16 protein-coding genes and 4 pseudogenes are annotated in these 23,230 nt (G+C 64.6%); 11 read left to right on the top strand and 9 right to left on the bottom strand.

The features are described 5' to 3' along the window. Positions 1-60 precede the first annotated feature (60 nt). From LDL49_RS59545 to LDL49_RS50625, 3 genes and pseudogenes are all read right to left on the bottom strand, one after another. Positions 61-1,212: pseudogene (locus LDL49_RS59545) on the bottom strand (recombinase family protein); the annotation flags it as partial. Between the two features lie 212 nt (positions 1,213-1,424). Continuing rightward, positions 1,425-2,450 carry a DNA-methyltransferase gene (locus LDL49_RS50630; RefSeq protein WP_225302131.1) on the bottom strand — a complete coding sequence of 342 codons (1,026 nt, stop codon included), beginning with the start codon at positions 2,448-2,450 and terminating at the stop codon, positions 1,425-1,427. Then, on the bottom strand, positions 2,447-2,668 hold the full coding sequence (locus LDL49_RS50625; RefSeq protein ID WP_225302130.1) for a hypothetical protein: 222 nt from the start codon (positions 2,666-2,668) through the stop codon (positions 2,447-2,449). The genes LDL49_RS50630 and LDL49_RS50625 overlap by 4 nt, the downstream gene beginning before the upstream one ends. 375 nt (positions 2,669-3,043) lie before the next feature. Between LDL49_RS50625 and LDL49_RS58870 the strand changes: the two genes are divergently transcribed. The 8 genes from LDL49_RS58870 (at position 3,044) to LDL49_RS50585 (ending at position 14,714) form a co-directional block, all read left to right on the top strand. After that, positions 3,044-4,015: a hypothetical protein gene (locus tag LDL49_RS58870; protein WP_225302129.1), complete on the top strand. Its 972-nt coding sequence runs from the start codon at positions 3,044-3,046 to the stop codon at positions 4,013-4,015. A gap of 2 nt (positions 4,016-4,017) precedes the next feature. Beyond that, complete coding sequence (locus tag LDL49_RS50615; RefSeq protein WP_372470706.1) at positions 4,018-5,613, top strand: TrbL/VirB6 family protein; 1,596 nt, start codon at positions 4,018-4,020, stop codon at positions 5,611-5,613. 87 nt (positions 5,614-5,700) lie between these two features. Beyond that, positions 5,701-6,552, top strand: coding sequence for a PrgI family protein (locus LDL49_RS50610; protein WP_225302157.1), 852 nt, complete (start codon positions 5,701-5,703; stop codon positions 6,550-6,552). 2 nt (positions 6,553-6,554) lie between these two features. Then, positions 6,555-8,300 carry a VirB4 family type IV secretion system protein gene (locus LDL49_RS50605; RefSeq protein ID WP_225302127.1) on the top strand — a complete coding sequence of 582 codons (1,746 nt, stop codon included), beginning with the start codon at positions 6,555-6,557 and terminating at the stop codon, positions 8,298-8,300. Beyond that, a complete protein-coding gene (locus LDL49_RS50600) occupies positions 8,297-10,654 on the top strand; it encodes a type IV secretory system conjugative DNA transfer family protein (RefSeq protein WP_225302126.1) in 2,358 nt (785 codons plus the stop codon). Before LDL49_RS50605 ends, LDL49_RS50600 begins: the two co-directional genes overlap by 4 nt. A gap of 12 nt (positions 10,655-10,666) precedes the next feature. Beyond that, positions 10,667-11,560, top strand: coding sequence for a replication-relaxation family protein (locus tag LDL49_RS50595; protein ID WP_225302125.1), 894 nt, complete (start codon positions 10,667-10,669; stop codon positions 11,558-11,560). After that, positions 11,557-12,873, top strand: coding sequence for a C40 family peptidase (locus tag LDL49_RS50590; RefSeq protein ID WP_225302124.1), 1,317 nt, complete (start codon positions 11,557-11,559; stop codon positions 12,871-12,873). Before LDL49_RS50595 ends, LDL49_RS50590 begins: the two co-directional genes overlap by 4 nt. A gap of 728 nt (positions 12,874-13,601) precedes the next feature. Further along, entirely contained in the window at positions 13,602-14,714 is a 1,113-nt protein-coding gene (locus tag LDL49_RS50585; RefSeq protein ID WP_225302123.1) for a chymotrypsin family serine protease, read from the top strand. Positions 14,715-15,804: 1,090 nt separating this feature from the next. Here LDL49_RS50585 and LDL49_RS50580 read toward each other — a convergent pair. Further along, positions 15,805-15,957 carry an N-acetyltransferase gene (locus LDL49_RS50580; RefSeq protein ID WP_225302122.1) on the bottom strand — a complete coding sequence of 51 codons (153 nt, stop codon included), beginning with the start codon at positions 15,955-15,957 and terminating at the stop codon, positions 15,805-15,807. Positions 15,958-16,187: 230 nt separating this feature from the next. On the opposite strand from LDL49_RS50580, the pseudogene LDL49_RS50575 reads away from it, so the two are divergent. Next, positions 16,188-17,700: pseudogene (locus LDL49_RS50575) on the top strand (IS1634 family transposase). 337 nt (positions 17,701-18,037) lie between these two features. After that, complete coding sequence (locus LDL49_RS50570) at positions 18,038-19,171, top strand: hypothetical protein (protein WP_225302121.1); 1,134 nt, start codon at positions 18,038-18,040, stop codon at positions 19,169-19,171. Between the two features lie 707 nt (positions 19,172-19,878). Here LDL49_RS50570 and LDL49_RS50565 read toward each other — a convergent pair. The 4 genes from LDL49_RS50565 to LDL49_RS50550 form a co-directional block, all read right to left on the bottom strand. Beyond that, complete coding sequence (locus LDL49_RS50565) at positions 19,879-20,559, bottom strand: transposase (RefSeq protein WP_225302120.1); 681 nt, start codon at positions 20,557-20,559, stop codon at positions 19,879-19,881. Beyond that, positions 20,469-20,918, bottom strand: coding sequence for a helix-turn-helix domain-containing protein (locus LDL49_RS50560; protein ID WP_225302119.1), 450 nt, complete (start codon positions 20,916-20,918; stop codon positions 20,469-20,471). Before LDL49_RS50560 ends, LDL49_RS50565 begins: the two co-directional genes overlap by 91 nt. Positions 20,919-21,061: 143 nt before the next feature. Beyond that, entirely contained in the window at positions 21,062-21,544 is a 483-nt protein-coding gene (locus tag LDL49_RS50555; RefSeq protein ID WP_225302118.1) for a hypothetical protein, read from the bottom strand. An 83-nt stretch (positions 21,545-21,627) separates the two neighbouring features. Next, positions 21,628-22,707, bottom strand: coding sequence for a DUF932 domain-containing protein (locus LDL49_RS50550; protein ID WP_225302156.1), 1,080 nt, complete (start codon positions 22,705-22,707; stop codon positions 21,628-21,630). Between LDL49_RS50550 and LDL49_RS50545 the strand changes: the two are divergent. Then, positions 22,639-22,962 (top strand): annotated as a pseudogene (locus tag LDL49_RS50545) (transposase); the annotation flags it as partial. The gene LDL49_RS50550 and the pseudogene LDL49_RS50545 sit on opposite strands and share 69 nt — an antisense overlap. 26 nt (positions 22,963-22,988) lie before the next feature. On the opposite strand, the pseudogene LDL49_RS50540 reads toward LDL49_RS50545, so the two are convergent. Next, positions 22,989-23,230: pseudogene (locus tag LDL49_RS50540) on the bottom strand (ISAzo13 family transposase); the annotation flags it as partial.

The raw sequence follows: 23,230 nt of genomic DNA, 5'->3' as shown, positions 1-23,230 counted from the left end.
CTGTTCGGGATGGAAGGCAGAGGCCAGCCATCGATCGAGCGGCTCGACGATCAGCTCCTCGCGCACGTAGACCGAGCGCGGATGCTCGACGCTGTTGGCCTGGGCATACTCTTTGGGAAACGTGCAGCGGTAGTGCGCCTTGCCGTTGTTCCAGCTTCCCTGCATCCGCCGTTGACAGACACCACAGAAGAGCAGGCCTCTAAAGACGTAGGGACGCGGTGTCCGGCGGGGTTTGCGCCCTTCTGAAACGCCTCCAGGCGCCACCAGAAGTGCCTGGGCCTGCTCGTAGACCTCGGCGCTTACCAGCTCCTCATGAGTGGCGTTGTCCGACCAGATCCAATCCCCCTGGTCGTTCCATCGGAGCTTGGTGGTGTGTCCAAGCGCAACGTCGTTGATGTCGATGAGGATCTCGTCCTTGTGCTGGCGGTTCCACACCTGCATCCCCATGTAGCGAGGGTTGAGCAGGATCGCGCGCACAGCGCCCTTCGACCAGGCGACACCGCTTCGATGAGAGTTGCGTGCCCGGTCGTACGCCGACGGACACAGGATTCCGTCGCGAGTCAGGCCTTCGGCGATGGCCAACAGACCCTTCCCCGCGAGGAACTCGGCGAAGATCCGCCCGACCACCGGTGCCGTTAGCGGGTCGGGCTCCAGCCTGTGGAGCCGTTTGCCGTCGGCCGCCTTGGACGGGTTGGGATGGGGCCCTGCATCCGCGAGCCGGTAACCGTATGGCGGGCGCCCTCCGAGAAAGCGGCCTTCCACCTGCGCCTGAGCGGCCATAGCCGTACGGACCCGGGTCTTGATCCGGTTTCGCTCGCCCTTACTGATGCCACCGAACATCGACATGATCAGTTCGTGGGCCTCGTTCACCGGATCGATGGGGCCGCCGACCTCGGGCACCCACAGGTCCACCCCGTAATGCTCGAAGAGGGGGAAGGTGAGACTGAACTGGTTGCCGTAGAAGGCGCGCTGGGGCTCGCCTACTACGACGGCCGAAAAGCTGCGGTCGGGATTAGCCAATTCGGCGAGCAACAAGGCGGCCTGGGGTCGACGCATCGGCGGGATCGATCGCGACTTGTCCACATCGAAGAACTCCGCGACGATCCTGCCGCCGCGCGGCTCTATTAGGGCGTTGGCGCGACTGATCTGCCATGCGCGCGATGCATCTGGGTCCTGTCGATCCTCGGTCGAGCATCGACCCCAGAACGCCAAGTTGGTCAAATCAGCTGTCCTCTCTTGTCTCCGAGCTGAGTTGCTCGTAGGCCTTGAGCAGGATGCGGAGCAGCACGGCGGCGGCCCCTGATGTCAGGCAGGGTGGGTCGCCAGGGCCAACCATCTGGATCTCGCTATTCTGCTTTCCGGGCCCTGCAGCGTACGGCAGTGAATCGGATTCGGGAGGCCCTGAGCAGGCCCTTTGTGGCCCTTCAGTCACCTTCCGGTTCCTCCACACGAGGGTCAGCTGCGGCAGCGACGATGCGTGCCCGGGCCAGATCGCAGAAGGCCTCGCTGATCTCGATGCCAAGGAATCGTCGATCGAGCTGCCGCGCGGCAAGGGCAGTGGTTGCCGCACCGGCAAACGGATCGAGGACGGTGCCGCCGGGGCGGCAGCCGGCGGCAATGGCTCGGAGGGGGATGTCGATGGGGAAGGCCGCGAAGTGTGCCGCCTTCAGCGGGCGGGTGGAGATCGACCAGACATCCCCGGGATTCCTGCCGCGCTCGTTTGCCGCGGCGTGCCGTCGGCCTGTGGCCAGCATCGCGTTGCCGTGATTCTTGCCGCAGAAGGCGTCCTCGTCGCCCTGGTACTTGCCCTTTGGCGGCCAGGGCGTTGCGATGCTGTTGGGCTTGTTGCCGCCTTCCCTGGCGCGGCGAGACAACGGACGGTCGCCTGTGTACCGATCTCGGATTGCGTCGAGATCGAACCAGTATCGGCGCTGCTTCACCAGCAGGAAGATCATCTCGTGGCGGGTCGAGACCCGGTCCAAGACCGACTGCGGCATTGCGTTCGGCTTGTGCCACACGATGGCATTGCGCAAGATCCAGCCGTCCTCCTGTAGAGCGAAGGCCACCCGCCATGGCATGCCGAGCAGGTTCTTGGGCGGCACCGCCAGCCGCGAGCGGGGACGGATGATCGGTTGGTGCTGGTTGTAGTCGACGCCGCGCGCCCATCCGTCTGAGTTCGCGGCGTAGCAGTCGCCGATGTTCAGCCAGAGCGTCCCGTCGTCTGCGAGGACTCTTCGCGCTTCGGCGAAGGTCGCCCTGAGGGTCTCCGCGTACGTGGCCGGCGTTGGCTCCTGACCGTACTGTCCCTCCACGCCGTAGTCGCGAAGGCCGTAGTAGGGCGGGCTGGTGACGATGCAGTCCACGGAGCTGGCCGGCAGCTCGGCGAGCACATCGCGGGCGTCGCCGAGGTAGAGGGTGGAGCGTCCGTTGGTCCAGTAGGGCTGCCTCATCGCGCCGCCGACCTCTCGTCGGCGAAGATTGCCGCCTCGAAACGCGAGACATCTCCGTAGATGGAGAGCAGCAGGAGCGTCGGCGGCTGTACTCCGGCTCCCAGCGACAGCAGCTGCAGGGCCGGAATCGGGCACGGCTCCGCTCTTTTACAGCCATCTGAAACTGGCTGTTCATCGGTGCCAAAAATCGGTGATGCGGCGTTGATACGTGTCGTCATCGCCAGTTGGGGCGGGCCTCAGATCCGCAGCGCCCAGGCAGGCGGTGAACCGCAACCGGGGCGCAACCACAGGTGAACAAGGACCTCTGGCAACCCTCTGGCGCAGCTCTATTGGGCCGCGGCCGGCCAAAGTCGACCTCTGGCGGATCGAGGTACCTGACTCCAGCTCAAGGTCATCAATTTTGGCCGCCTGAGGCCTGCCAGAGGTGATGCGTACACCGGGATGCGAGACCGAAATTCCTCTCGCAGTGGAGCAACCGGATGAGTACCAACCTTCGCGAGACGCCCCTCACGGACCGCTCACCGCTCGATGCTGTCGAGCGCATCTTTCAGCTCGTCGCGTGCGCTCCCGACGGCCTGGCACTGGATGGCCGGGTGCTCTCCAACAAGCTGCCCACGCGCCAGATTCCGCTGATGGAGCTTCGAGACCTCCTGACCTCGCGCGCGCTGTGCGACGCCACTCGCGACGTCATCTGGCGCGAGCTCGTGATCCGGGCACGAGGAGACGACCGACAGTGGGCGGTGGGAGCGGTCGGGGTGGCCGTACCTGCTCTTCGTCGTATCGCTGGCCGGCTCTGCCTTTACCTCGGCGCCCAAGAGTCCGCGGGCATCGAGAGCGAGATCCTGGCCGCCTTCCTCGCAGCGGTGAGGAACATCGACTTCAACCGGCCCGACATCCTGCCCCGCTTGTGCATCGCCGCCAGCCGGGCCGGTGAACGAGCCCGGCAGCGCGCCCACTCCAATATCGCCCAGCACCTCTCAGGCCACAGCTCCAAAGAGCCGGTCCTGGGCAATGCCGCTCTGGCCGGAGAAGCCGAGTCGGCTTTGTCCCTACCGATCACGTCCTCCACCCCGAGAAAGGTGGAGAACGTTCCCAAGACCTCCGCGCGGAGCCGGATCACCTCAGATCCGCAGCCCATCAACACCTCACCGAAAGGAGGCTGGGGCAGCCCCACCGGCTCCGCGCGGATCTCCTCCCTGGCACGACGATGCCGCTGGCGCCACCTCTCCCGCGGCGCGCTGATGGCGGCAGTAGTTGCCATCGTTCTTGTCGCCACCGCTGCCGCTGTTCTGGCCGAGTCCAAGCCGCCGCCGAGCCCCGCCGCTGTGCCGGACAGCCTCAACGTGGTCTTCGGCAACCTGCGGAACTGGCTCATCGGGCTGCTTGCCGCGCTGGCAACGCTCATGCTCACGGTCGGCGGCCTCCGCTATCTGGTGGCAGGAGGCGATCCCGGCGAAGTCCAGAAGGCCAAGGCGGCACTCAAGGCTGCTGCGATGGGCTACGGCCTGGCCGTGCTGGCGCCGCTGTTCGTCAACGTGCTCAAGCGCATCGTCGGCGGCGGGTGACCATGAGGACGCCGCATCGCACCACCTCGGCAGCAGCTCGCGCCCTGGTCGTTGCCGCCATTGCCGCAGCGGCACTCGGAATTGCCGCCGGTATTGCCTGGGCGGATCCGACCCCGGCGCCGGCCCTGGACCTGCTGCCTTCGCCGCCACCGATCACCTTTGGGTTCGGCGACTGGATCACCAAACAGATCAACGGCTGGTTCGCCGCTCTTGCCGCATCGGCCATCAAGCCGCTCCTTGATGTCCTCGCGGTGACGCTGCTGGCCACCCCGGATGTCGCGAGCAGCGGCCGGGTCTTCGATCTGTGGAAAACCACTGCCGCCATCGCGAACGCCGCCTTCCTCCTCTTCGCCACCGTCGGCGCCATCACCGCAATGGGCCACCAAACTCTTCAAACTCGCTACGCGGTCAAGGAGGTACTGCCCCGCCTGGCGATGGCCGTCCTGGCGGCCAATGTGAGCTTCCTGATCTGCGGAAAGCTCATCGTGGGGGCCAATGCCCTGTCCGCCGCGCTCCTGGGGCCTGATTTCGATGCCAAGCGGGCCGCAACGCAGATCAAGCTACTCATCTTGCCGCCCACCAATAGCCAGATCTTCTACATCCTGCTCGAACTCGTCGCGATCGTCCTGCTGATCCTGTTGCTGATCAGCTTCGTGATGCGGTCTGCGTTGGTGCTGCTCCTGGTGGTGGCCGCGCCCATGGCGCTGGCCTGCCATGCGCTACCCCATACGGATGGCGCGGCCCGGTTCTGGTGGCGAGCTTTCACCGGTCTGCTGGTCATCCAGGTCGCGCAGTCGCTCACGCTCGTCCTCGCGGTACGCATCTTCTTCAACCAAGACGGCAGGTTCCTGATCGGCGTCGCCCCTACCGGACAGCTGATCAACCTGGTTCTGGCTCTCTGCCTGCTGATCATTCTGGTCCGGATCCCGTCCTGGATCTCACGAAGGATCTTCGCCCAACGCGGCGAGTCGAAGATCATGCGGATCGTCAAGTACGCCGTGCTGGCCAAGCTCACCGCACCTGTGCTGAACGCCGTGCATCTCGGCGGAGGCAGGGGCCGCGGCGGCAAGGCGGCTACTCGAGCGCTGACGGCAAAGGTCATTGCCGGCACGGTCGGCGGACCAGCTGGCAGTGCCGCGGCAACGGCTTTCACCGCCGCTTCTGCCGCCCGGGGTGGGCCCGGCCCGATCAAGCACGCTCCGGTCGGCGCTCGCCGTCCCGTACGAGCCGCCGATTGGGAGCCCGCGCCCATCAAGCATGCTCCGACCGGACCGGCGATCGCAGGCAGGTACAAGCCCGCGCCGACCGTCAAGCCGCCGGCGCAGCCAAGCACGCCGGTGTACGGCTACCCGCGCGAGACCTACTACGCCAACTGCCCCGCGGGCCTCGCCCAGCTGCAGGCGCTCAGGAACCGGGGAGTCACCGACGCCCGGCAGGCGATCGAACCGCCGAAGGGCCAGCGTCCCGTCCGCCCGGTTGTGCAGCCGGACGCACCGATCCCAGGCCAGGTGGATTGGCCGGAGAACCCAGGTACTCGCCGTACCCCCAGCCAACCTCGCCGTCGCCCGCGCAAGCCACGAGGAGGTGACGGTAAATGAGCTGGTACGAGTCCGTCGCACGCATCCCCGCCGACGTGGAGCAACCAGACAAGATCATCGGCTCTTTCACCGCTCGGCAGGTATTTCATCCTCGGTGGCACCGGGGCCTCGCTCTACGCCGCGTACATGGCCGTTGGCGACCATGTGCCGCTCGTAGCCTGCGCCGCCGTGGCCTTGCCCGTGGCCATCGCCGCCATCCTCCTCGCGGTTGGCCGGCACGACGGCATCTCGCTCGACCGTTACGTGCTCGCAGCCATCCGGCATCACCGCGCCCCCAAGCACCTGGTGTCATCCCCGGAGGACATTCCCATGCCACCCACCTGGATAGCGGCCAGTTCGCAACGCCCTCCGGCACCGCTAAAGCTGCCGGCCCGCGGCGTCGCCGGAGATGGCCTGATCGACCTCGGGCCGGACGGTATCGCGGCCGTTGCCGAGGTCTCCACCGTTAGCTTCGCCCTACGTACGCCGGACGAACAGGACGCGCTGGCCGCGGTCTTCGGTCGCTGGCTCAACTCGCTGTCCGGCCCCGCGCAGATCCTCGTCCGAGCCGAACGCGTCGACCTGAGCGAGACCATCGCCTCGCTACAGGACAACGCCCGCCAGCTCCCACATCCCGCCCTCGCATCCGCGGCGCTCGAACACGCCGCCTTCCTCGGCGAGCTGTCCACCCAACATGACCTGCTGCGCCGCCAGGTCCTGCTGATCATCCGCGAACCCGCAGTTGAAGCGACCACTCGTGATGCGGCCGCCGCACGAGCCTTGCGCCGCCTGGATGAGGCCTCCCGCGTGCTGGGCTCGTGCGGGCTCACCGCCCGACTCCTGGACGCCCGTGCCGTCGCCGCGCTGCTGGCCTCCTGCTTCGACCCCTCAGCGCCTCCTTTGCCCGACGAGGACATCGCTCTGCCCGGCGAGGTCGTCACGACAGGAGGCTCCTGGTGAGGATGCGCCGAACTGCTACCACGCCATCCGGATACGGCCCCCAAGCCGTTGAAGTCGAAGCCCGGCGCCTGACCGTCGGCGACAGCCTGTGCTCGACGCTAGCCGTCACCGGCTACCCACGAGAGGTTGCTCCCGGCTGGCTGGAGCCACTGCTCACCTACCCCGGCCGCCTCGACGTCTCCTTGCACATCGAACCCGTCCCCTCGCTCGTGGCCGAGGACCGCCTCCGTAAGCAGCTGGCTCGGCTGGAGTCTGGACTGCGATCCGACCAGGAGCACGGCCGGCTGCTGGATCCGGGCGCCGAGGCCGCCGCCGAAGACGCCCAAGACCTCGCCTCCCGCATCGCCCGGGGTCAGGCCAAACTCTTTCGCGCCTCCATCTACCTCACCGTCCATGCCACCTCCACAACGGAGCTGGAGGACGCCTGCGCCCAGGTACGGGCGCTGGCTGCCTCCCTGCTCCTGGATGCCCGGCAGGTAACCTTCCGCCAGTTGCAGGGCTGGATCTCCTCACTTCCTCTCGCCTACGACAACCTCGCCATGCGGCGGACCTTCGACACTCCCGCGCTGGCTGCGGCGTTCCCCTTCACCAGCCCCGACCTGACCACCGAACTCGGGCCTACCGCCGTGCTCTACGGCGCCAACACCGCCAGCGCCTCCCTGGTCGCCTGGGACCGATTCGCCCAGGACAACCACAACTCCGTCACCCTGGCCCGTTCCGGGAGTGGCAAGAGCTACCTGACCAAGCTCGAAGCACTGCGCTCGCTGTATGCGGGCATCGAGGTGGCCGTCATCGACCCTGAGGACGAATACGCCCGCCTGGCACACGCCGTCGGCGGCGCGTACATGCACCTCGGAGCACCCAAGGTCCGCCGCAACCCGCTCGACCTGCCGCCCAAGAACCAGCGCGGCGAAGACCCGCTCACCCGGCGTGCGCTGTTCCTGCACACCCTGATTGCGGTCATGCTCGGCGACCCGCTCGGCAACGCCGGCAAAGCGGCACTTGACCGCGCCATCCTCGCCACCTACCGGCAAGCAGGGATCACCCACTCCCCCCACACCTGGAACAACCGGCCACCACTGCTGCGCGATCTGGTGACGAACCTGTCCGAGGACCCCGATCCCAAGGCCAAAGAACTGGCCGCCGGGCTCGCCCCGTACGTCACCGGCAGTCACCGGCAACTGTTCGACGGCCCCACCACCACCCGCCCCGACTCTCACCTGATCGTCTTCTCACTCCGCGACCTGCCCGACGAGCTCAAGGCGGTGGGCACCCTCCTCACTCTGGACACCATCTGGCGTCGCGTGTCCGACCCCTACAACCGGTGCCCCCGCCTGGTTGTGGTCGACGAGGCCTGGCTGCTCATGAAGATCCCCGAAGGCGCGCAATTCCTGCTGCGCATGGCCAAATCTGCGCGCAAGCACTGGGCGGGCCTGTCCGTCGTGACCCAAGACGCCGCTGACCTGCTCGGCTCAGAGCTAGGCCAGGCCATCGTGGCCAACTCCACCACCCAGATCCTGCTCCGCCAAGCACCGCAGGCGATCGACAAGGTCACCGAGGCGTTCCGGCTCTCCGACGGCGAACGACAGCTGCTCCTGTCAGCCGGAAAGGGCGTCGGCCTGCTCACCGCCGGAGCGAGCGGCCAAAGATGCCCACTCCAGGTGATCTCCAGCCCTCGCGAACACGACCTCGTCACCTCCTCGCCCCAGGAACTGGCCGAACTCGACTACGAGGAGGCCGACCTATGATCTGGGATCTCCTCAACGCGCCGGGCATCGCCCTGGACCAGGTGCTCAACCGGCTCGCCGCCAATATTGGGCTACTTGCCGCAATGCTGTTCGGCGCCGACGCAGTCAGCATCCTCTTCCGCACCTGCGTCGTACGCCTTCGCCACCGCGCCCTCGTACGGGGAGCGCGGTGTGTGGAGATCCTCGCGCCTCCGGTGGCCAACATGCCAGGCGCAGAAGCACTTTGGGGGAACCTCGTCGGGCTGCTCAGGCCCGCCTGGAAACGGTTCGTGTTCGGGCAGCCGCACCTTGCCTTCGAGTACACCTTTAGCGCGGGCGGCGTGCGGATCCGTCTGTGGGTGCCCGGCTCGATCCCGCAATATCTGGTCGAGCACGCGATCGAGGCGGCTTGGCCCTCTGCTCGTACCGCCATTCAGCAGGTCGCGGCACCCATACCGCATGACGGCTACGCGGCCGGCGGGCAACTGGTCCTGGCCCGAACCGAGCGGCTACCGATCCGACACGATCACCACTCCGATCCACTGCGAGCGCTCATCGGCGCGGCGGTCGGGATGCCAGGCTGGCAGCACGCCTGCGTGCAGGTACTTGCCCGACCGGTCACCGGTAACCGGCTCGCCCACGCCTGCGGCGGCACCATGGCCCGGCTGCTCAGAGCCCTGCTCGACCTCGTAGTGCCCGGCCCGCGCCATCTGCGTCAGACCTCTCTTGATCCTCTCACCTGGCTGGAGAAGTCGGCGGAGGCCCGAGCCATCAGGGACAAAGCCCACCACTCCCGATACGAAGTCGCTATCCGCTACGCCGTACAGGCCGAAGCACCCGCATCCACGGACCCACAGGCCGCCCGCAAAATCCGGCAGAACGCCACCCGCGGGCGTGCCCACGCACTCGCCTCAACCTTCGCCCTCTTCAGCGGGCACAACCGCCTGGAACGGCGACGACTGCTCTTCCCCGCCGGTCGCCTCGCCACTCGACGGATAAGACGCGGCTTCCTCCTGTCCGTGCCCGAACTGGCCGCGATCGCCCACCTACCCCTGGACGTCGCAGTACCAGGACTCCAACGGGCGGGATCCAACACCGTACCACCGTCCCCGAAGATCGCCTATGGCGGGCCGCATGCCAAGGTCCTCGGCTTCTCCGATGCAGGACACGACCGGCCGGTCGCCCTTCGAGTCGCCGACTCCTTCCACCACGTCCACGTCATGGGCCCGAACGGCACCGGCAAGTCCACCCTTCTCGCCCAGATGATCCTCTCCGATGTCCAGGCCGGCCGCGGGGTGGTGGTCATCGAGGCCAAGGGCGATCTCGTCCGAGATCTGCTCGGCCTGATACCGGAGGAGGCAGCCGAGAAGGTCGTGCTGATCGATCCGGACGATCGGCACCCCCGGCCCTGCCTCAACGTCCTTGGCGGACCCGACCTGGCCATGGGCGTGGACAACCTGGTCGGCATCTTCCACCAGATCTACGCCGACTACTGGGGCCCACGCACCGACGACATCCTGCGCGGCTGCGCACTCACCCTGGCCCGCAACGACGGCACCCTCGCCGACATCCCCACCCTCCTATCCGATCCGGCCTTCCGCCAGAAGCAGATCGCCACCATCAGTGACCCGCTGCTGCGCGGCTTCTGGAGCTGGTATTCAGCCTTGTCCGAGGCGGCCCAGGCCAACGTCACCGCACCCATCATGAACAAGCTGCGCGCCTTCCTCCTGCGGCCCTTCATCCGCGACGTGCTCGGATCAACCAGCTCGACATTCGACATGGGCAAAGTGCTCGACGGCGGGATCCTCCTCGTACGGCTGCCCAAAGGCGTGCTCGGAGACGACTCCGCCCGCCTGCTCGGGTCCATGATGCTCGCGCAGGTCTGGCAGGCAGCCTCCCGCCGGGCCAAGATGGGCCACTCCCGCAGCCCAGCCGCGCTGTACGTGGACGAGTGCCACAACTTCCTCACACTCCCCCACGCGCTGTCGGACATGCTCGCCGAGGCCCGCGCCTACCGCCTGTCCATCACCCTCGCGCACCAGCACCTGGCTCAGCTCCCGCGCCAGCTCCGTCAAGCGGTCTCCTCCGACGCCCGGAACAAGATCTACTTCTCGCTCTCGCCCGAGGACGCACGCGAGACCGAGCACCACTTCACTCCCTTCCTGACCGCGCACGACCTGGCCAACTTCGACGCCTTCCAAGCAGCGGCTCGCCTGGTCGCGCGCTCGGCCGAGGCGCCACCGTTCACGCTGCGCACCAGGCAACTCCCCGAACCCTCCAGCGACGTCGCCCTGAGAATCCGGGCCGCCGCCGCACAAGCACATGGCCGCGCCGCCACCCCCACACCCAAGCCGGACGCCCGGCGCGCCTTCTGAAAGGAGCTCACCATGTCCCCGATCCGCTACAGCCCCAGGATGCTGGGCGAACTCGCGGTCCGTCTCACAGACCGCGATCGACAGCTCATCCGCCTGATCCACGACTTCCGAGTCCTGACCGCCCCACAGGTCAGCGAGATGTTCTTCGACACCGACGACGCCGCACGCAAGCGGCTGCTGGCGCTTACTCGCATGGGCATCCTGGAACGCTTCCGCCCCAACCTGCCGCCCACCATGGGCACAGCGCCGTACCACTACGTGATCGGCGAAACCGCCGCCGCCGTGCTCGCCTCCGAGAGCGGCATCGACATGGCCGACTTCGGATACCGCCGCGACCGCGTTCTTGGCATCGTCTACAGCCAGCGGCTCGCCCACACCGTCGGCACCAACGGAATCGCCGTCAGCCTGTACGGCTTCGCCCGCCGCCATCCGGTAACCGAGCTGACCACATGGTGGACCGAGCAGCGCTGCACCGCCGAGTGGGGAGCGATGGCCCGCCCCGACGCATACGCCCGCTGGACCGAAGGGCGCCACAGCCTCGAATTCTTCCTCGAATACGACACCGGCACCGAGCCCTTGGACCGGGTGGCACACAAGCTCGACGGCTACACCAGGCTGACCGAGTCCACCCGGATCGTGACGCCCGTCCTGTTCTGGGTCCAGGGAGAGCGCCGGGAAACCAACCTCCGCAAGAAGCTCAAGCACCACCCCGGGAACATGTTCGTGCCGGTCGCCACCGGTCACGCCGGCACGGTCAACGGCACGGTGGACGACGGCCCCGCCGGCGCCCGCTGGTTGCCCACCGACCTCGAACGGCCGCGATTCCGGCTGGCTGAGCTGGCCAAGCACTGGCCCGGGCTCGGGCCGCAGGTCGCTCCCGAGTCGTCCGAAGAGGGGGACGAATGATCCTCGAATTCGGGCTCGTCAAAGCCATCGCCGCCGGAGGCGGTCTGGTCTCATGTATCGCCCTCATCGCCGGAATGGCGAGTGGTGGTCAATACGCCACAGCCCAGGCCGATCCGATGCAGCTCGCGTCGGCTGTCTGCGCCTACACCCGCAACGGGCCGGACTCCTCTACCTCAGCGAGAAGCCACACGTCTGCTTCCGGAAGTCGTGAACTGACCTCCGAGCAGGCAGCCAACGCCCGGGTCATCATCAACGCAGCCAAGAAGCTGGGGCTCCCCAGACGCGCCGCTGTCATCGCGGTAGCCACCGCCCTGCAGGAGTCGTCGCTGAGAAGCGGGACGGTAGGCGATCGCGGCCGAGCTTTCGGTATCTTCCAGCAGCATCCAGACAGCGGCTGGGGTACGCGCGCTCAGGTCTCCAATCCGCGCTATGCCGCCCGGGCTTTCTTCTCCCGGCTGATCAAGATCCGGAACTGGAGCGAGAAGCCCCTAGCCGTCGTAGCGCAAGCTATCCAACGTTCAGTTTTCCCGAGTGCTTACGCCAAGCATCAGGCTCGCGCGGAGCGCATCGTCGCCGAACTCGGCTGGGCTAAGTCGAGGACGTCCCAGAAGGCCCGCGACACTGTGGAACTTTCCGCCGCAGACGCTCGGGCGGTGCGTGGCAGCCTGGAACTGGCGACGTCGGTCGGGGTTTCCCGGGCCACCTTCGTGGCCGATATCGATATGGCTCTCAGCGCCGGCCGACTACGCAGCGCACAGAAGTACTTGAAGAACAAAGGCGATCGCTCCAAGCTCGCGGACAAGATCGTCGAGACGGTGGCGGGGAGCGTCTGTGACGAGTTGTCCCGGAAGATCGGCCGAGTACTGGATTCGGCCACCCTTGAGGCCATCCGAAAGTCGGGACGCGGTGGGGTCGCTCTCAAGGCCGCGCTCAAGATGATCGGCGTGCCGTACTCCTGGGGTGGTGGCGGCTCGAACGGGGCAAGCTTCGGCATCGGCCGGGGTGCCGGGACCAAGGGCTTCGACTGCTCAGGTCTGGCCGAGTATGCCTGGGCCAAGGCGGGGATAAGGATCGGCGGAGACACCTCGGCGCAATGGCGGGCGGGGACCCGCATCTCCCGCTCCCAGCTCAGGCCCGGAGACCTTGTGTTCTTCGCCACCGACCCGAAGAACCCGTCGACCATCCATCACGTGGTACTGAACATCGACGGCAAGCGTTACGTGCACGCACCGCAGACAGGTAGCAAGGTGCAAGTGGGGCGATGGACTGCCACACGGGAAGCCGAATACGCAGGCGCAGTACGCCCCGGGTGACCTCGGCGTACGCTACAAGCGACCGCTCTCGCCTTTTGACCAATCGGTATGAGCAGGTCGGCGGAAGGGCCGGTGCCACGTGCGCAGGCCCTTCCGCAATCCTCTGCCGGCGAGTAGCGCCGCTGAGATGGCGAAGTGACGCCGTTCATCTCTTTCTCCTTCCCCATGCCTTGGGGCTCCTCCTCCACCTGAAGCGTCAGCCTCATTTCACGCCTGGGGAACCGAGAACTCGCGCCTGCCGGTCTCTAGGCCACGCGAGCGCCTGGGGTTCCTTGGACCGGCCCCACCTGCTCAACGGCTGTCTCGCCCAGACCGGCCTGATAATCGAAGACCCCTAGAACACATGACCGACCCTACGAATTCAACCTGTGGTATGTCGAGATAGAAAGTCAAGGGTTGACACAGTCGATCATGACTGAAACATTGACAGGACGGTAGAGGTGGTATCAAGTGCGGCCGAACTTGCAACAGCGTCGAGAAGCCTCTCCGTCCCGCTATATCGATGTGAATCAACTGGAGGTAGTGTGACGGTGCACTTACGTTTCGTGCACGCAAAAGGTCTCCTACTGGCCACAGCCGTGACTCTCTGTGCTGGACTTCTGACTTATCCTGCCAGCGCCGAACCCGCCCCCGCAAACTCGACATCCGCAGAACAAGCAAAATCGAACGGACCCTCCACTCCGATCAATGGCCCCTTAACAGGGGAGGCATTGGCCGCCTCAAAGGTCATGCTTGAACAAGCGTCCCTGCTTAAGGCGGCCGACGTTATACAGTTCGGCGCATTCGAGCAGGATCCGGACGGTTTCACCGGACTACAACTAGCCGACAGTAAAGTCATCCTATGGTGGAGCGGCGACATCCCAGCCAGCTTTCAGCCGACAATTAAGCAGGCCCGCGCAATCGCACCGGTAGAGATCCGGAACGCCGCCTATTCTGAAAAGCAGCTTAATGCTGCGGCAGACAGAATTGGAGCCGCGGTAGGACAGCCAGCGGGCGGACCGGCGCACACCGTACTGGTCTCCGCCACCGGGTCCGGGGTGCAAGTGCTCACCGCACCAGGATCGCGGATCAGCGGACTCCGCACACCTGACGTGGGAGTCCCAGTGCAGTTCAAAGAGTCACCGCCGGCCGAGATGGCCAGTCGGTGCAACGACGCGAGCCCTTGGCAGGGAGGAGTCGGCTACCGAAACAGCTCGCGCACCATCACAGGAGCCCCATGTGTGGACAACTCCTCGGAGACGCACACGTGCTCAGCGGCCTACGGTGTCAAGAACTCGGCCGGCACGACATACCTCTTGACAGCCAGGCACTGCGGCATGGTCGGTGATGTCATGAAAGACACGACCGGCGAAACGATCGGCACGGCAGCCGTCGGCAACAAATCCCAGGATGTGATGCTGATCCGAGCCACGATTCGCCCATACGTATGGGACGGAGGTTCGACGTCAGCAAGCCTTCGCGCGGTGACGAACTACGGGAATGCACCGGTCGGCACTTCTCTCTGCGCTTCGGGAGCCCGAACCGGGACGACCTGCAACTACACGGTGACCGAGTGGCGAGCCCGCTTCTTGAACTGGAAAGACTTCGATAACACGACCGTGACCACCACGGACTTGACACTCGCAAAAAAGAGTTGCTCTCCGGGGAACACCATAGACAGCGGAGACAGCGGCGGCGCGGTCTTCAATTACAATAGCGATCGCACCATATCGGCGCGAGGGATAGCGAACGCTAAGGTTGACACCGATGCCGACGGCTGCATCGACTCCATGTACCTCATGGACTGGGGACGGATGAACCAAGCATCGGGATTCGAAACGATCACTCCCGTATATCCGTGACAAGCTGAACATGCAGGCCGCAAAGAGTTGGGCGTCCGAGCCCCCGCCTCGGACGCCTGTCGCCTCTCCACGCACGACCAGGCAGGACCGTGATCCCTTCCAGCAACCGACCAAGGACACCATGCGTCCAAGGACCATGAGAAAGGCCATCGCCGCGACGGCGAGCGCTCTAGGATTGCTCACTGCCTCAGCATGCGCCGCACCTGGCCCGCAGCCAGCATCGACCCTGTCAGAATGCCCGAATAGTTGGGCGGGGAAGTCGGCAGGGGACTGGGTGCCATCCGTAGGATCGGGAACCCGCGAACACCTGGTGCCGGGCGCCCCTCTAGAAGCGGACATCTGCGCCTACGATGCGGGGGGATCTCGAGCGGCCGCACCACAACGGCTGACCGATGGACTCACCACGATGGTGACGGATCTCAATCATCTTCCCGTTGCTGCTCTACCTTCCTGGCGAGCCTGCACTCTGATCGGGTCCATACCGCGCAGCTATCTTATCCGCTTGCGCTACACCAATGGCAGTGTGTCATGGATCGGAACCGCATATGACGACAACCAGTGCGTGGTGACCACGAACGGCGCATTCCGCACGATGTCCTATGTCGGAGACGCGGTGAGCACGGCCTACGATACGAGGCGCTGGCCATCCCTCAGCCCGGCAGACCAGTGCGAACCGGGGCGCGGAAGGATCGGGCAGGAGGAGCACATGGTCCCCAAGGGCTCGATAGGGCTTACCGTTTGCAAGCTCAGTGCCACGGCGCCGCAAGAGAAGACATACGGCGAAGACACCGCGAAACATATATCAGCCAAGGTTGACTCTCGGCCAGCAGAAAAGGACGATGGTACTTGCCCTACTGGAGCAGCACCGGCCATACGTCTTGTATTCCGGTATCCTCAAGGGCCTCCCGCCGGCGTAACCGTCTGGAGCAAGGGGTGTGGCATGGACAACCGCTTTCTCAGAGGTAAAGTATCACCCGCCCTTATGGCCGAATTGTCTGGCCTTCTTGATTGACGGATACACCTCCTGAATTCATAGGGTCGCGGACCAGGCCGTGGAGGTCAGCCACGACGAAGTTACCGATCGAGCGTTTCAGTAGCCAGGCACGGCTCGCTCCAACTCAACCAGGGCCAGCGGGGGACTGTCGTCGAAGTCGTAGTCATGGGTCCTGCCGGTCTCGGTGAAGCCATTCTTGGCGTAGAAGCGGCGCGCTTGGGCGGAGTTCTGGAGCGTCCACAGATTCACGTTGTCGTACCTGGCGTCTCACACTCGGTCTAACCTCGATTCGTCGGCGGGCTGTGTTGTGTGAGTGGCGCCGCGGTTTGCCCGTAATGTCCCCGATGCGGTTGGGGTGGGCCCTGGCTTGGCTCACGTTTCTTGATCACGATTGAGCGCGTGACGTTGACCTGGAGGTTCGCTGCCAGATCCGGCGAAAAGTGCGCACTAAACCGGATCCTTTGCCTACGCTGTCGGCCGTGTCTCCGTCCGTGCGGACGGTGAAGACCGCCTCGGGTGCTCGCGCGGTGCAGATCGTGTACTCCTCCCGGCGCGGAGCGCGGGACATCGAGCACATCGGATCGGCGCACGACGACGCCGAACCGGAAGCGCTCAAAGCGGTGGCGCGGCAGCGACTGGTCGCCGGGCAGCAAGAGCTGGACCTCGAGCTCAACAGCAGTGGGTCGGTGTCGGGTGGGCCGCTGGAAATCGTCGGCTCGCGGATGGAGCACCTGTGGGACGACCTCGACCGGGCCTACCGCGCCCGGATTCGACGCCGCGACAGGCGGTGATGAGGTGTTTCGGCAACTGGTGCTCGCGTGGGTTATGGAGCCGACCAGCAAACACGACAGCCTGCGCGTGTTCGGCGAGGCGGGCATCGCCCCAGTCTCCTACGCCACCGTCAAGCGGCATCTGCCCAGGTATGCGGACAAGAAATGGAGCGAGCGACTGGCCGCAGCGTGCGCGGCGCACGCCCGCCTCGGTCCGGCCAGCCTGGTCCTCTACGACGTGTCCGCCCTGTACTTCGAGACCAACACGGGCGACGGGTTCCGCGAGCCGGGCTTCTCCAAGGAACGCCGCCTAGAGCCGCAGATCGCCATCGGGCTGCTCACCGACGCGTCTGGGTTCCCGCCCATGGTGCAGGGCTTCGAGGGCAACAAGGCCGAGACCCACACCATGCTGCTGGTGATCGAGGCGTTCATGAAGGCCCACCGATTACCGGACGTGACGATCGTCGCCGACGCCGGGATGATCTCCGAGGCGAACAAACATGCCATCGAGCAGGCCGGACTGTCGTTCATCCTCGGCATGAGGATCCCCGACCTGCCCTATGTGGTCAAACAGTGGCAGCGCGCCCACCCCGACATCCCGCTTCCCGACGGGCACATCTTCATCCAGCCCTGGCCCGCCGGCCCCTCCCGGCCCCGCCGCCATCAGATGGTCTACTACCAGTACTGGGCTGACCGGGCCCGCCGCACCTTGCACGGCATCGCCGAGCAGGTCGCCAAGGCCGAACATGCCATCGACGGATCGGCGCCCGTCAAACGCAATCGGTTCATCAAATTCACCGGCGCAACCAAGAGCCTCAATCAGAACTTGGTGGACAAGGCCAAGGCGCTGGCCGGACTGAAGGGCTACATCACCAACCTCGACAACGTCACCGCCGAGTTCGTCATCGACGCCTACCACCGGCTCTTCGAGATCGAAAAGTCGTTCCGAATGAGCAAGCATGATCGGAAACCGCGGCCGATCTACCACCACAAACGCGAGTCCATCGACGCCCACCTGACAATCGTGTTCGCCGCCTTGGCCGTCGGCCGCTGGATCGAAGCCCGGACCCGATGGTCCATCAAGAAGTTCGTCCGCACCGCCCGCCGCCACCGCACGATCCGCATTCGAGCCGGGGACCACATCCTCACCGCCGCGGACCCCTTACCCGACGACCTCCGCGACGCACTCACACGGATCCACCGCGATGAAGGTACGCACTAAATTGAGCCAAGTCAGGTCGCACGCCTCCAAGCTCACGCCCTCGACACCCTTTAGCATGACTCGCCTGACCTTTTTCAGACACCCTCTAGTCGTAACTGTTAAGGCGCGGATTCCGGTGCTGCCATATGACTGCCTGATCAGCCTGACGCTTCGCGCCCAATAACCGACGTAGGGCTCGCCTGTGAATTCGGCAACGGTGAACTAACAGCTCCCTTAACATAACGGAAAGTAGCCAATCAAATGAGGATTGCAGCATAGTTTCTAAGGAAAGTCAAGGCTTGATCAACAAGGACAAGCGGCATATGTTTGGGCGAGTCGAATCGGGATCGGAGTATGCATGTTACGTGTTTCAATGCCAAAATCCGCCCTTATGGCGTTGGTATTAGCCACCGCACTTCTGTCCACCGCCACTCCTTCGGCAACCGCCGAAACAGAGCCTGTAAGCCCACAGGCAACATGTAACGACGTCAATCATTGCTACGGCCAGATCAGTTGGCCTCACGGCAATGTCGGCGGCGCGGAGGTAGAACTCGGTACATACAAGCTTCAGCCCAGCAATGCCGTTGACGACTTCGGCACATCCGAGATGTGGGTCTTATTTGATCCACCGACTGGACGTCCGAACGATCTCCTGTGGCTCGAATTCGGCGCCATCCACGGTCTGTGGTGTAACACCAATATGTCATGGTTCAGCGCGATCCAGCGGTCAGTAGTCCCCGATGACTTTGTCCTCCAATGTCATGGGGCTGCTGCCGAATCAAACACGAAACATGTACTCAAAGCCGACGAGCCGTTCGACGGCACCTGGAACCTCTACCGAGACGGCTCCCTGGTCACTGGGTATGGATCTGCGCCAAAAGGAACTAATCACCTGAACGTAGGCACCGAAATTACGGCCAACAACGTCCTCACCAGCATGACGGGCGGCAATCTTCGATTCAAATATCAGGCTACGGGTAATTGGGCTAACGGGTGGGCCAGTTCCGGATACCCAGCACCTGGGGATAATTCCAACGGCAGCCCTTGCTACTCCATCTGGGTCTCCAAGCCCAACGACATGCGTGCTCGCTGCAACATAGCACCAAGTGTCGCAACCACCATCGAAGCCTATCCGAAGGCTAAGATTGCACCCCCTGAGGAAGAGGTAAAACGCATCTCTGCGCTGCTCCAGGCGCCGGGCGCAACCGCAACTGCAAGTGCTCAAATCCAATCGGTCGATACTACCAACAAAGCCGCTCTAAGCGCTCTCGACATCGTCGCTCCTGATGATGAGCGGTCTGTCACGGTCATGCAGCTGGAAGGTGAATTCCAGGGTGAGCAGCTCCCGATACCCCCAGGCGCAAGTGCCCCGCGGGGAAATTCTCTAACGGTGGTGTTTGATGGCACCACGGGAGAAATGCTAACGTTGCATCTGTCGGGCGAAAAGAAGCTCGAACTTTCGAAACTCGGTCAAGTTAAAACACTTGGCTGAGACTACATAGCGGGTGGGTAATCCAAGATTACCCACCCAATAGTCTTTCTTTATCGGACGGATCGCCTAATCAATGCTTAAGTTCATAAAGGCTTCAATTGTAGTGCTGCTTGCCTCGATGGGCCTTTTCGGATGTTCAACAGTAGGTCAGCAAAATGACGGTGATGCTAGAATTTCAGGGGTAGTCTACGTGACGGGGGGTCCTTCCCCTGGAAAAAAGCGGAAGCCGTCGTCTGCAACATTAAAAATAACCAGTGTAGGAAAAGTCTATAATCGCATTGCATTGACGAAGCAAGCGACTTTCGACATCCGCGTACCCGCGGGCGAATACGGCCTCATTCTGCATTACGGCAATATTGATTGCCCGCCAGTTAGTGTTTCTGTGAGAGCAGGCGAGGAGAAGCGAGTGGAGCTGATCTGTCCTCTGCCGTAACCTGACGCGTCGGCCATACACGGAATTGAGTCGAAAGTACGTACTTCTATGAGGCCGGTGCTGTCTGGTGGTCCACGCAAGCACCTCATACGGATTGGGCGCAAGCGCCTGGCCGCTGACGTCAGGGGTGGCTGAGCGGCGCTCCGAGCGTGAAAGCATGATCACGAATACTATGCCGCGCTGGTCGCCTCGGTCCATGTGAGCATTGCTTCGCGTTCGCGGAGAGAGGAAGGGCAAGGGTGCCGACATATTACCTGGATGGGGTCGCCCTGGATCATCCTGCTGGCTGCTGGAAGCTGCTGATCTTTAATTCGTGAAGCCGAGTGGGTTCGTGTTGGTGGAGGTCAAGGTCAGACCGGTCCCGGGCGAGGCATCCGTCGATGAGGTGTGGCCGGTACTGGATCTTCTTCAGGCCGCGCTTGACGATCCGGACAAGTGGGGGCAGGCCGGCGAGGACGAGGTTGGCCAGGACGCCGCGCTTGAGCAGCGACCAGATGCCTTCGGCGGGGTTGAGATCAGGTGCGTAGGAGGGGAGTTGGAAGATCGTCAGCCATTCGGCGTGCTCGGCGGCGAAGGCCTTCATTCCCGGCACCAGGTGCCGGCCCAGGTTGTCCCACACCAGCACGATCGGGGCATCGAGCTGCCGGTGTGCGGCGATGATCAGGTCACGATAGTCGGTCCAGGCGAAGGATTTGGACTCGTCCTTGCGGCCGCGGAACAGGTGTAACCGGTAGATCAGCCGGGAGCGCTCGCCGAGCTTGTAGCAGACCATCCCGGCGATGGAGACATGACCGGTGCCGCCGCCTCGAACGTGCACGACGGGGGTCTGTCCGCGCCGGCCCCAGGTACGAGCGCGAGGCGGCCTCAGCCCTTGGCCTGCTTCGTCTTCGAAGCAGATCCAGGCGCCTGTGGCCGCCGCGGATCTTCCACCTGTGGCCAGACCTCCTTCTTCCACACCTCGATCGCGGCTTCGTCGCGCTCGATCGCCCGCCGCATCGGCCGCTGAGCCGACCAGCCGTTACGCCGCAGCAGCAGCCATACCCCGGGCACGGTGTAGCCGATGTGGAACAGACGGCCGATCAGCTTCTTGATCCGCATCAGCGTCCAACGTAGGCCGCCACCGCAGTCCGCGTCTCGCCCGGCGCCCGCGCCTGCTACGACAAGCAACGCGCCCGCGACACCAACTACAACACCGCCCCACGCCAAGTCGCCAACCGCCTCGTCGGCATCCTGCACGGCCGCCTCAAGACCGGCACCCTCTACAACGGAGCAACCACTTGCCCACATCAGACCGAATCGCTCGTTGCTTGACATCAAAGCTCCTGGGATGTCTTTCTGGGGTCACCCGTCTCTCGCTCCTGAAGCGCTTTGCGGAAGGTTCATCATCGCCCAGAGCAAGGACAGCGAAACCTACGAAAAGCTCTGCCCGTACGGGGCAAGGTTCTTCGGGCTTGAGGCTAGTCGTCCAGAAAGAGGGCTTGGAGCAACGTGTAGCCCGGCATGTGCTCAGCGGGACGAACCCCGACCGTGAACATCTCCGGCTCGTCAAACACCGGTTCCCCGCTGGGGCGGCGTGTGTACGGAACACGCCCATACTCCACTCCGTCGCTCTGATCAAAGCTCATCCAGGTGATCGCTTCCTGCTCCCCTTCGCGGAGCGGATGATTCGACACCGCACGGCTGAACACCCGGTCAGGCGTGATCACCCACACCTGAGGAACGGCGAGAATCCATCGCGTCGCCGCGATCTCCTGACCCTTGGCAGCGGCCCGCCTCTCAAACGCTGCAGCCGACTGCTCATCACGAAGGTAGTCGTAGTCGCTGAGCACGAGCAGGCGCTCCCCACGAAGAGCCACGATCGCAGGACCCTCACGAGCGATGATGCTCTTTTCGAGCCGTTCGACCACGTCGAAGAGCAACGCGGCCGTCTCGTCGTTCATGTCGCCCTCCGAACCTCGCGGTCCCTCAGATCCTGCCATGAAGGGACGAGGTGCGGTCACACGGTGACCGCACCTCTAACGCGTCAGGCGGCCCTGCCCAGGACGGAGCGATCGAGCACCTTCTCCAGCGTCTGGAGGGTGGCCAGGTCGAGCTCGTCCACGCCGCCGGTGACCATGCGGAGCATGTTGCGTTCGGCGCGGACGGCGCCTCTCACGATCTGCTCGTGATGGGCGAAGGTGTTGACGGCCTGGACGACGCCGAACGCTGTACCGCGCCAGGGGGTCACCCGCTCGTCGTGACTCCAGAGGCGGTTCAGCGCGTCCCGCTTAGTCTCGGCCATGGTGCGGCTGCGCCCGGAGTCTGAAGGCAACGGGATGTGCCGATCAAGGAAGGTGCCCCACTGCACCCCAGAGACCTCGACCTGGCACAGGCGCCTGACCTCACTGGCGAAGTCGTCGGCGACTTGATGGATGATGCCCAGCGCGTCCCGGACTTCCGCGATCCGGCCGAGGGAGTTTCGGGAGTGCTTGATCTTCAGCCGCTTGGCTCCGCCTTCGGCCAGCGCAGCGGACAGGGTGTTGTCGCATCTGATCAGCTGGGCGCCGGTCTGGTAGGTGGAGGACAGCGAACCGTCCAGTGAGGTGGCGGCTGACAGGAAGGGTCGGAAGGTGACACCCTCAGGAGTGGTGCAGGACTCGGGCACCTCCACCTGGACCCATGCCACCGCGCCGCCTTTGAGCAGGCCGGCCGAGCCGATGAACAGTTCGTCGTCCAGAATCGTCTCGATGTGCTCCAGGAGCCAGCGCTTGTATTCGTGAATCCGGAAGCCCTGTTTGAAGACGCCGAGGATCTCTCCCGTGTCAGGGCGAATGATCGCCTTCCGAGTGGGGTCTGTAAGGCGGGTGACGCCCTCGTCGGTCAGATAGGTGGTCTCGATCGAGCCTTCGGCAGGTTCCCAGCTGAACAGGCGTCGGATGACGTCCGCGACTGGGATCTGGCCTGGGTAGTGGTTGGGCTCGTCGCCGGGCGTTCCCCCTTGAACGTGGACACCTTGGAGACTGGATCTTGAGGTCCAGGGGAAGAGATGTCCCTGATGGTGATGAAGAACTACCCGCCCGAGTTCAAGGCCGACGCGGTGGCGCTGGTGCTGTCCAAGCCGGATCGGACGATCACGTCGATCGCGAGGGATCTGGGGGTCAGCCGCGAGACGCTGCGGGTGTGGGTGCGAGCGGCGCAGGCTCGGGGTGAGGGCGCGCAAGGCGGGGCCGGTGGCGCCGCTGCCGGTCGGCCGGCGCCGTCCGGGCACGTACCCTCGGACGACGTGCTGGAAGAGGAGAACAAGCAGCTCAAGGCCCGGATCCGGGAGCTGGAGCAAGAGCGGGACATCCTGCGTAAGGCGGCCAAGCTTTTCGCGGGGGAGACAAACTGGTGAGGATCCGTCAACTAACTACTGCCCGATTTGATGTTGGTTTCGTAGGCGGTGATCTCGTTCTGGAGTGCCTCGATCGAGCGGGGCGGGTGGGTCCGGCGGCGGGGCTGGGCGAGGATTGCGGCGAGGTCGGGGGCCGCGAAGCCCAGCAGAGGCCGGGTCCGGTGGGCGTGGTAGCTGAGGGTGTTGCGGTCTCGGCCGAGTAGCCGGGCTGCCAGGGTGAGCGTGACGGTGTTGCGGTGGCTCAGGACAGCAG

The sequence above is a fragment of the Nonomuraea aurantiaca genome (assembly GCF_020215705.1).
GTDB classification, from domain to species: Bacteria; Actinomycetota; Actinomycetes; order Streptosporangiales; family Streptosporangiaceae; genus Nonomuraea; species Nonomuraea aurantiaca.
The sequence above is the reverse complement of the archived record's forward strand: the minus strand, read 5'-3'. Positions and strand labels throughout refer to the sequence as shown.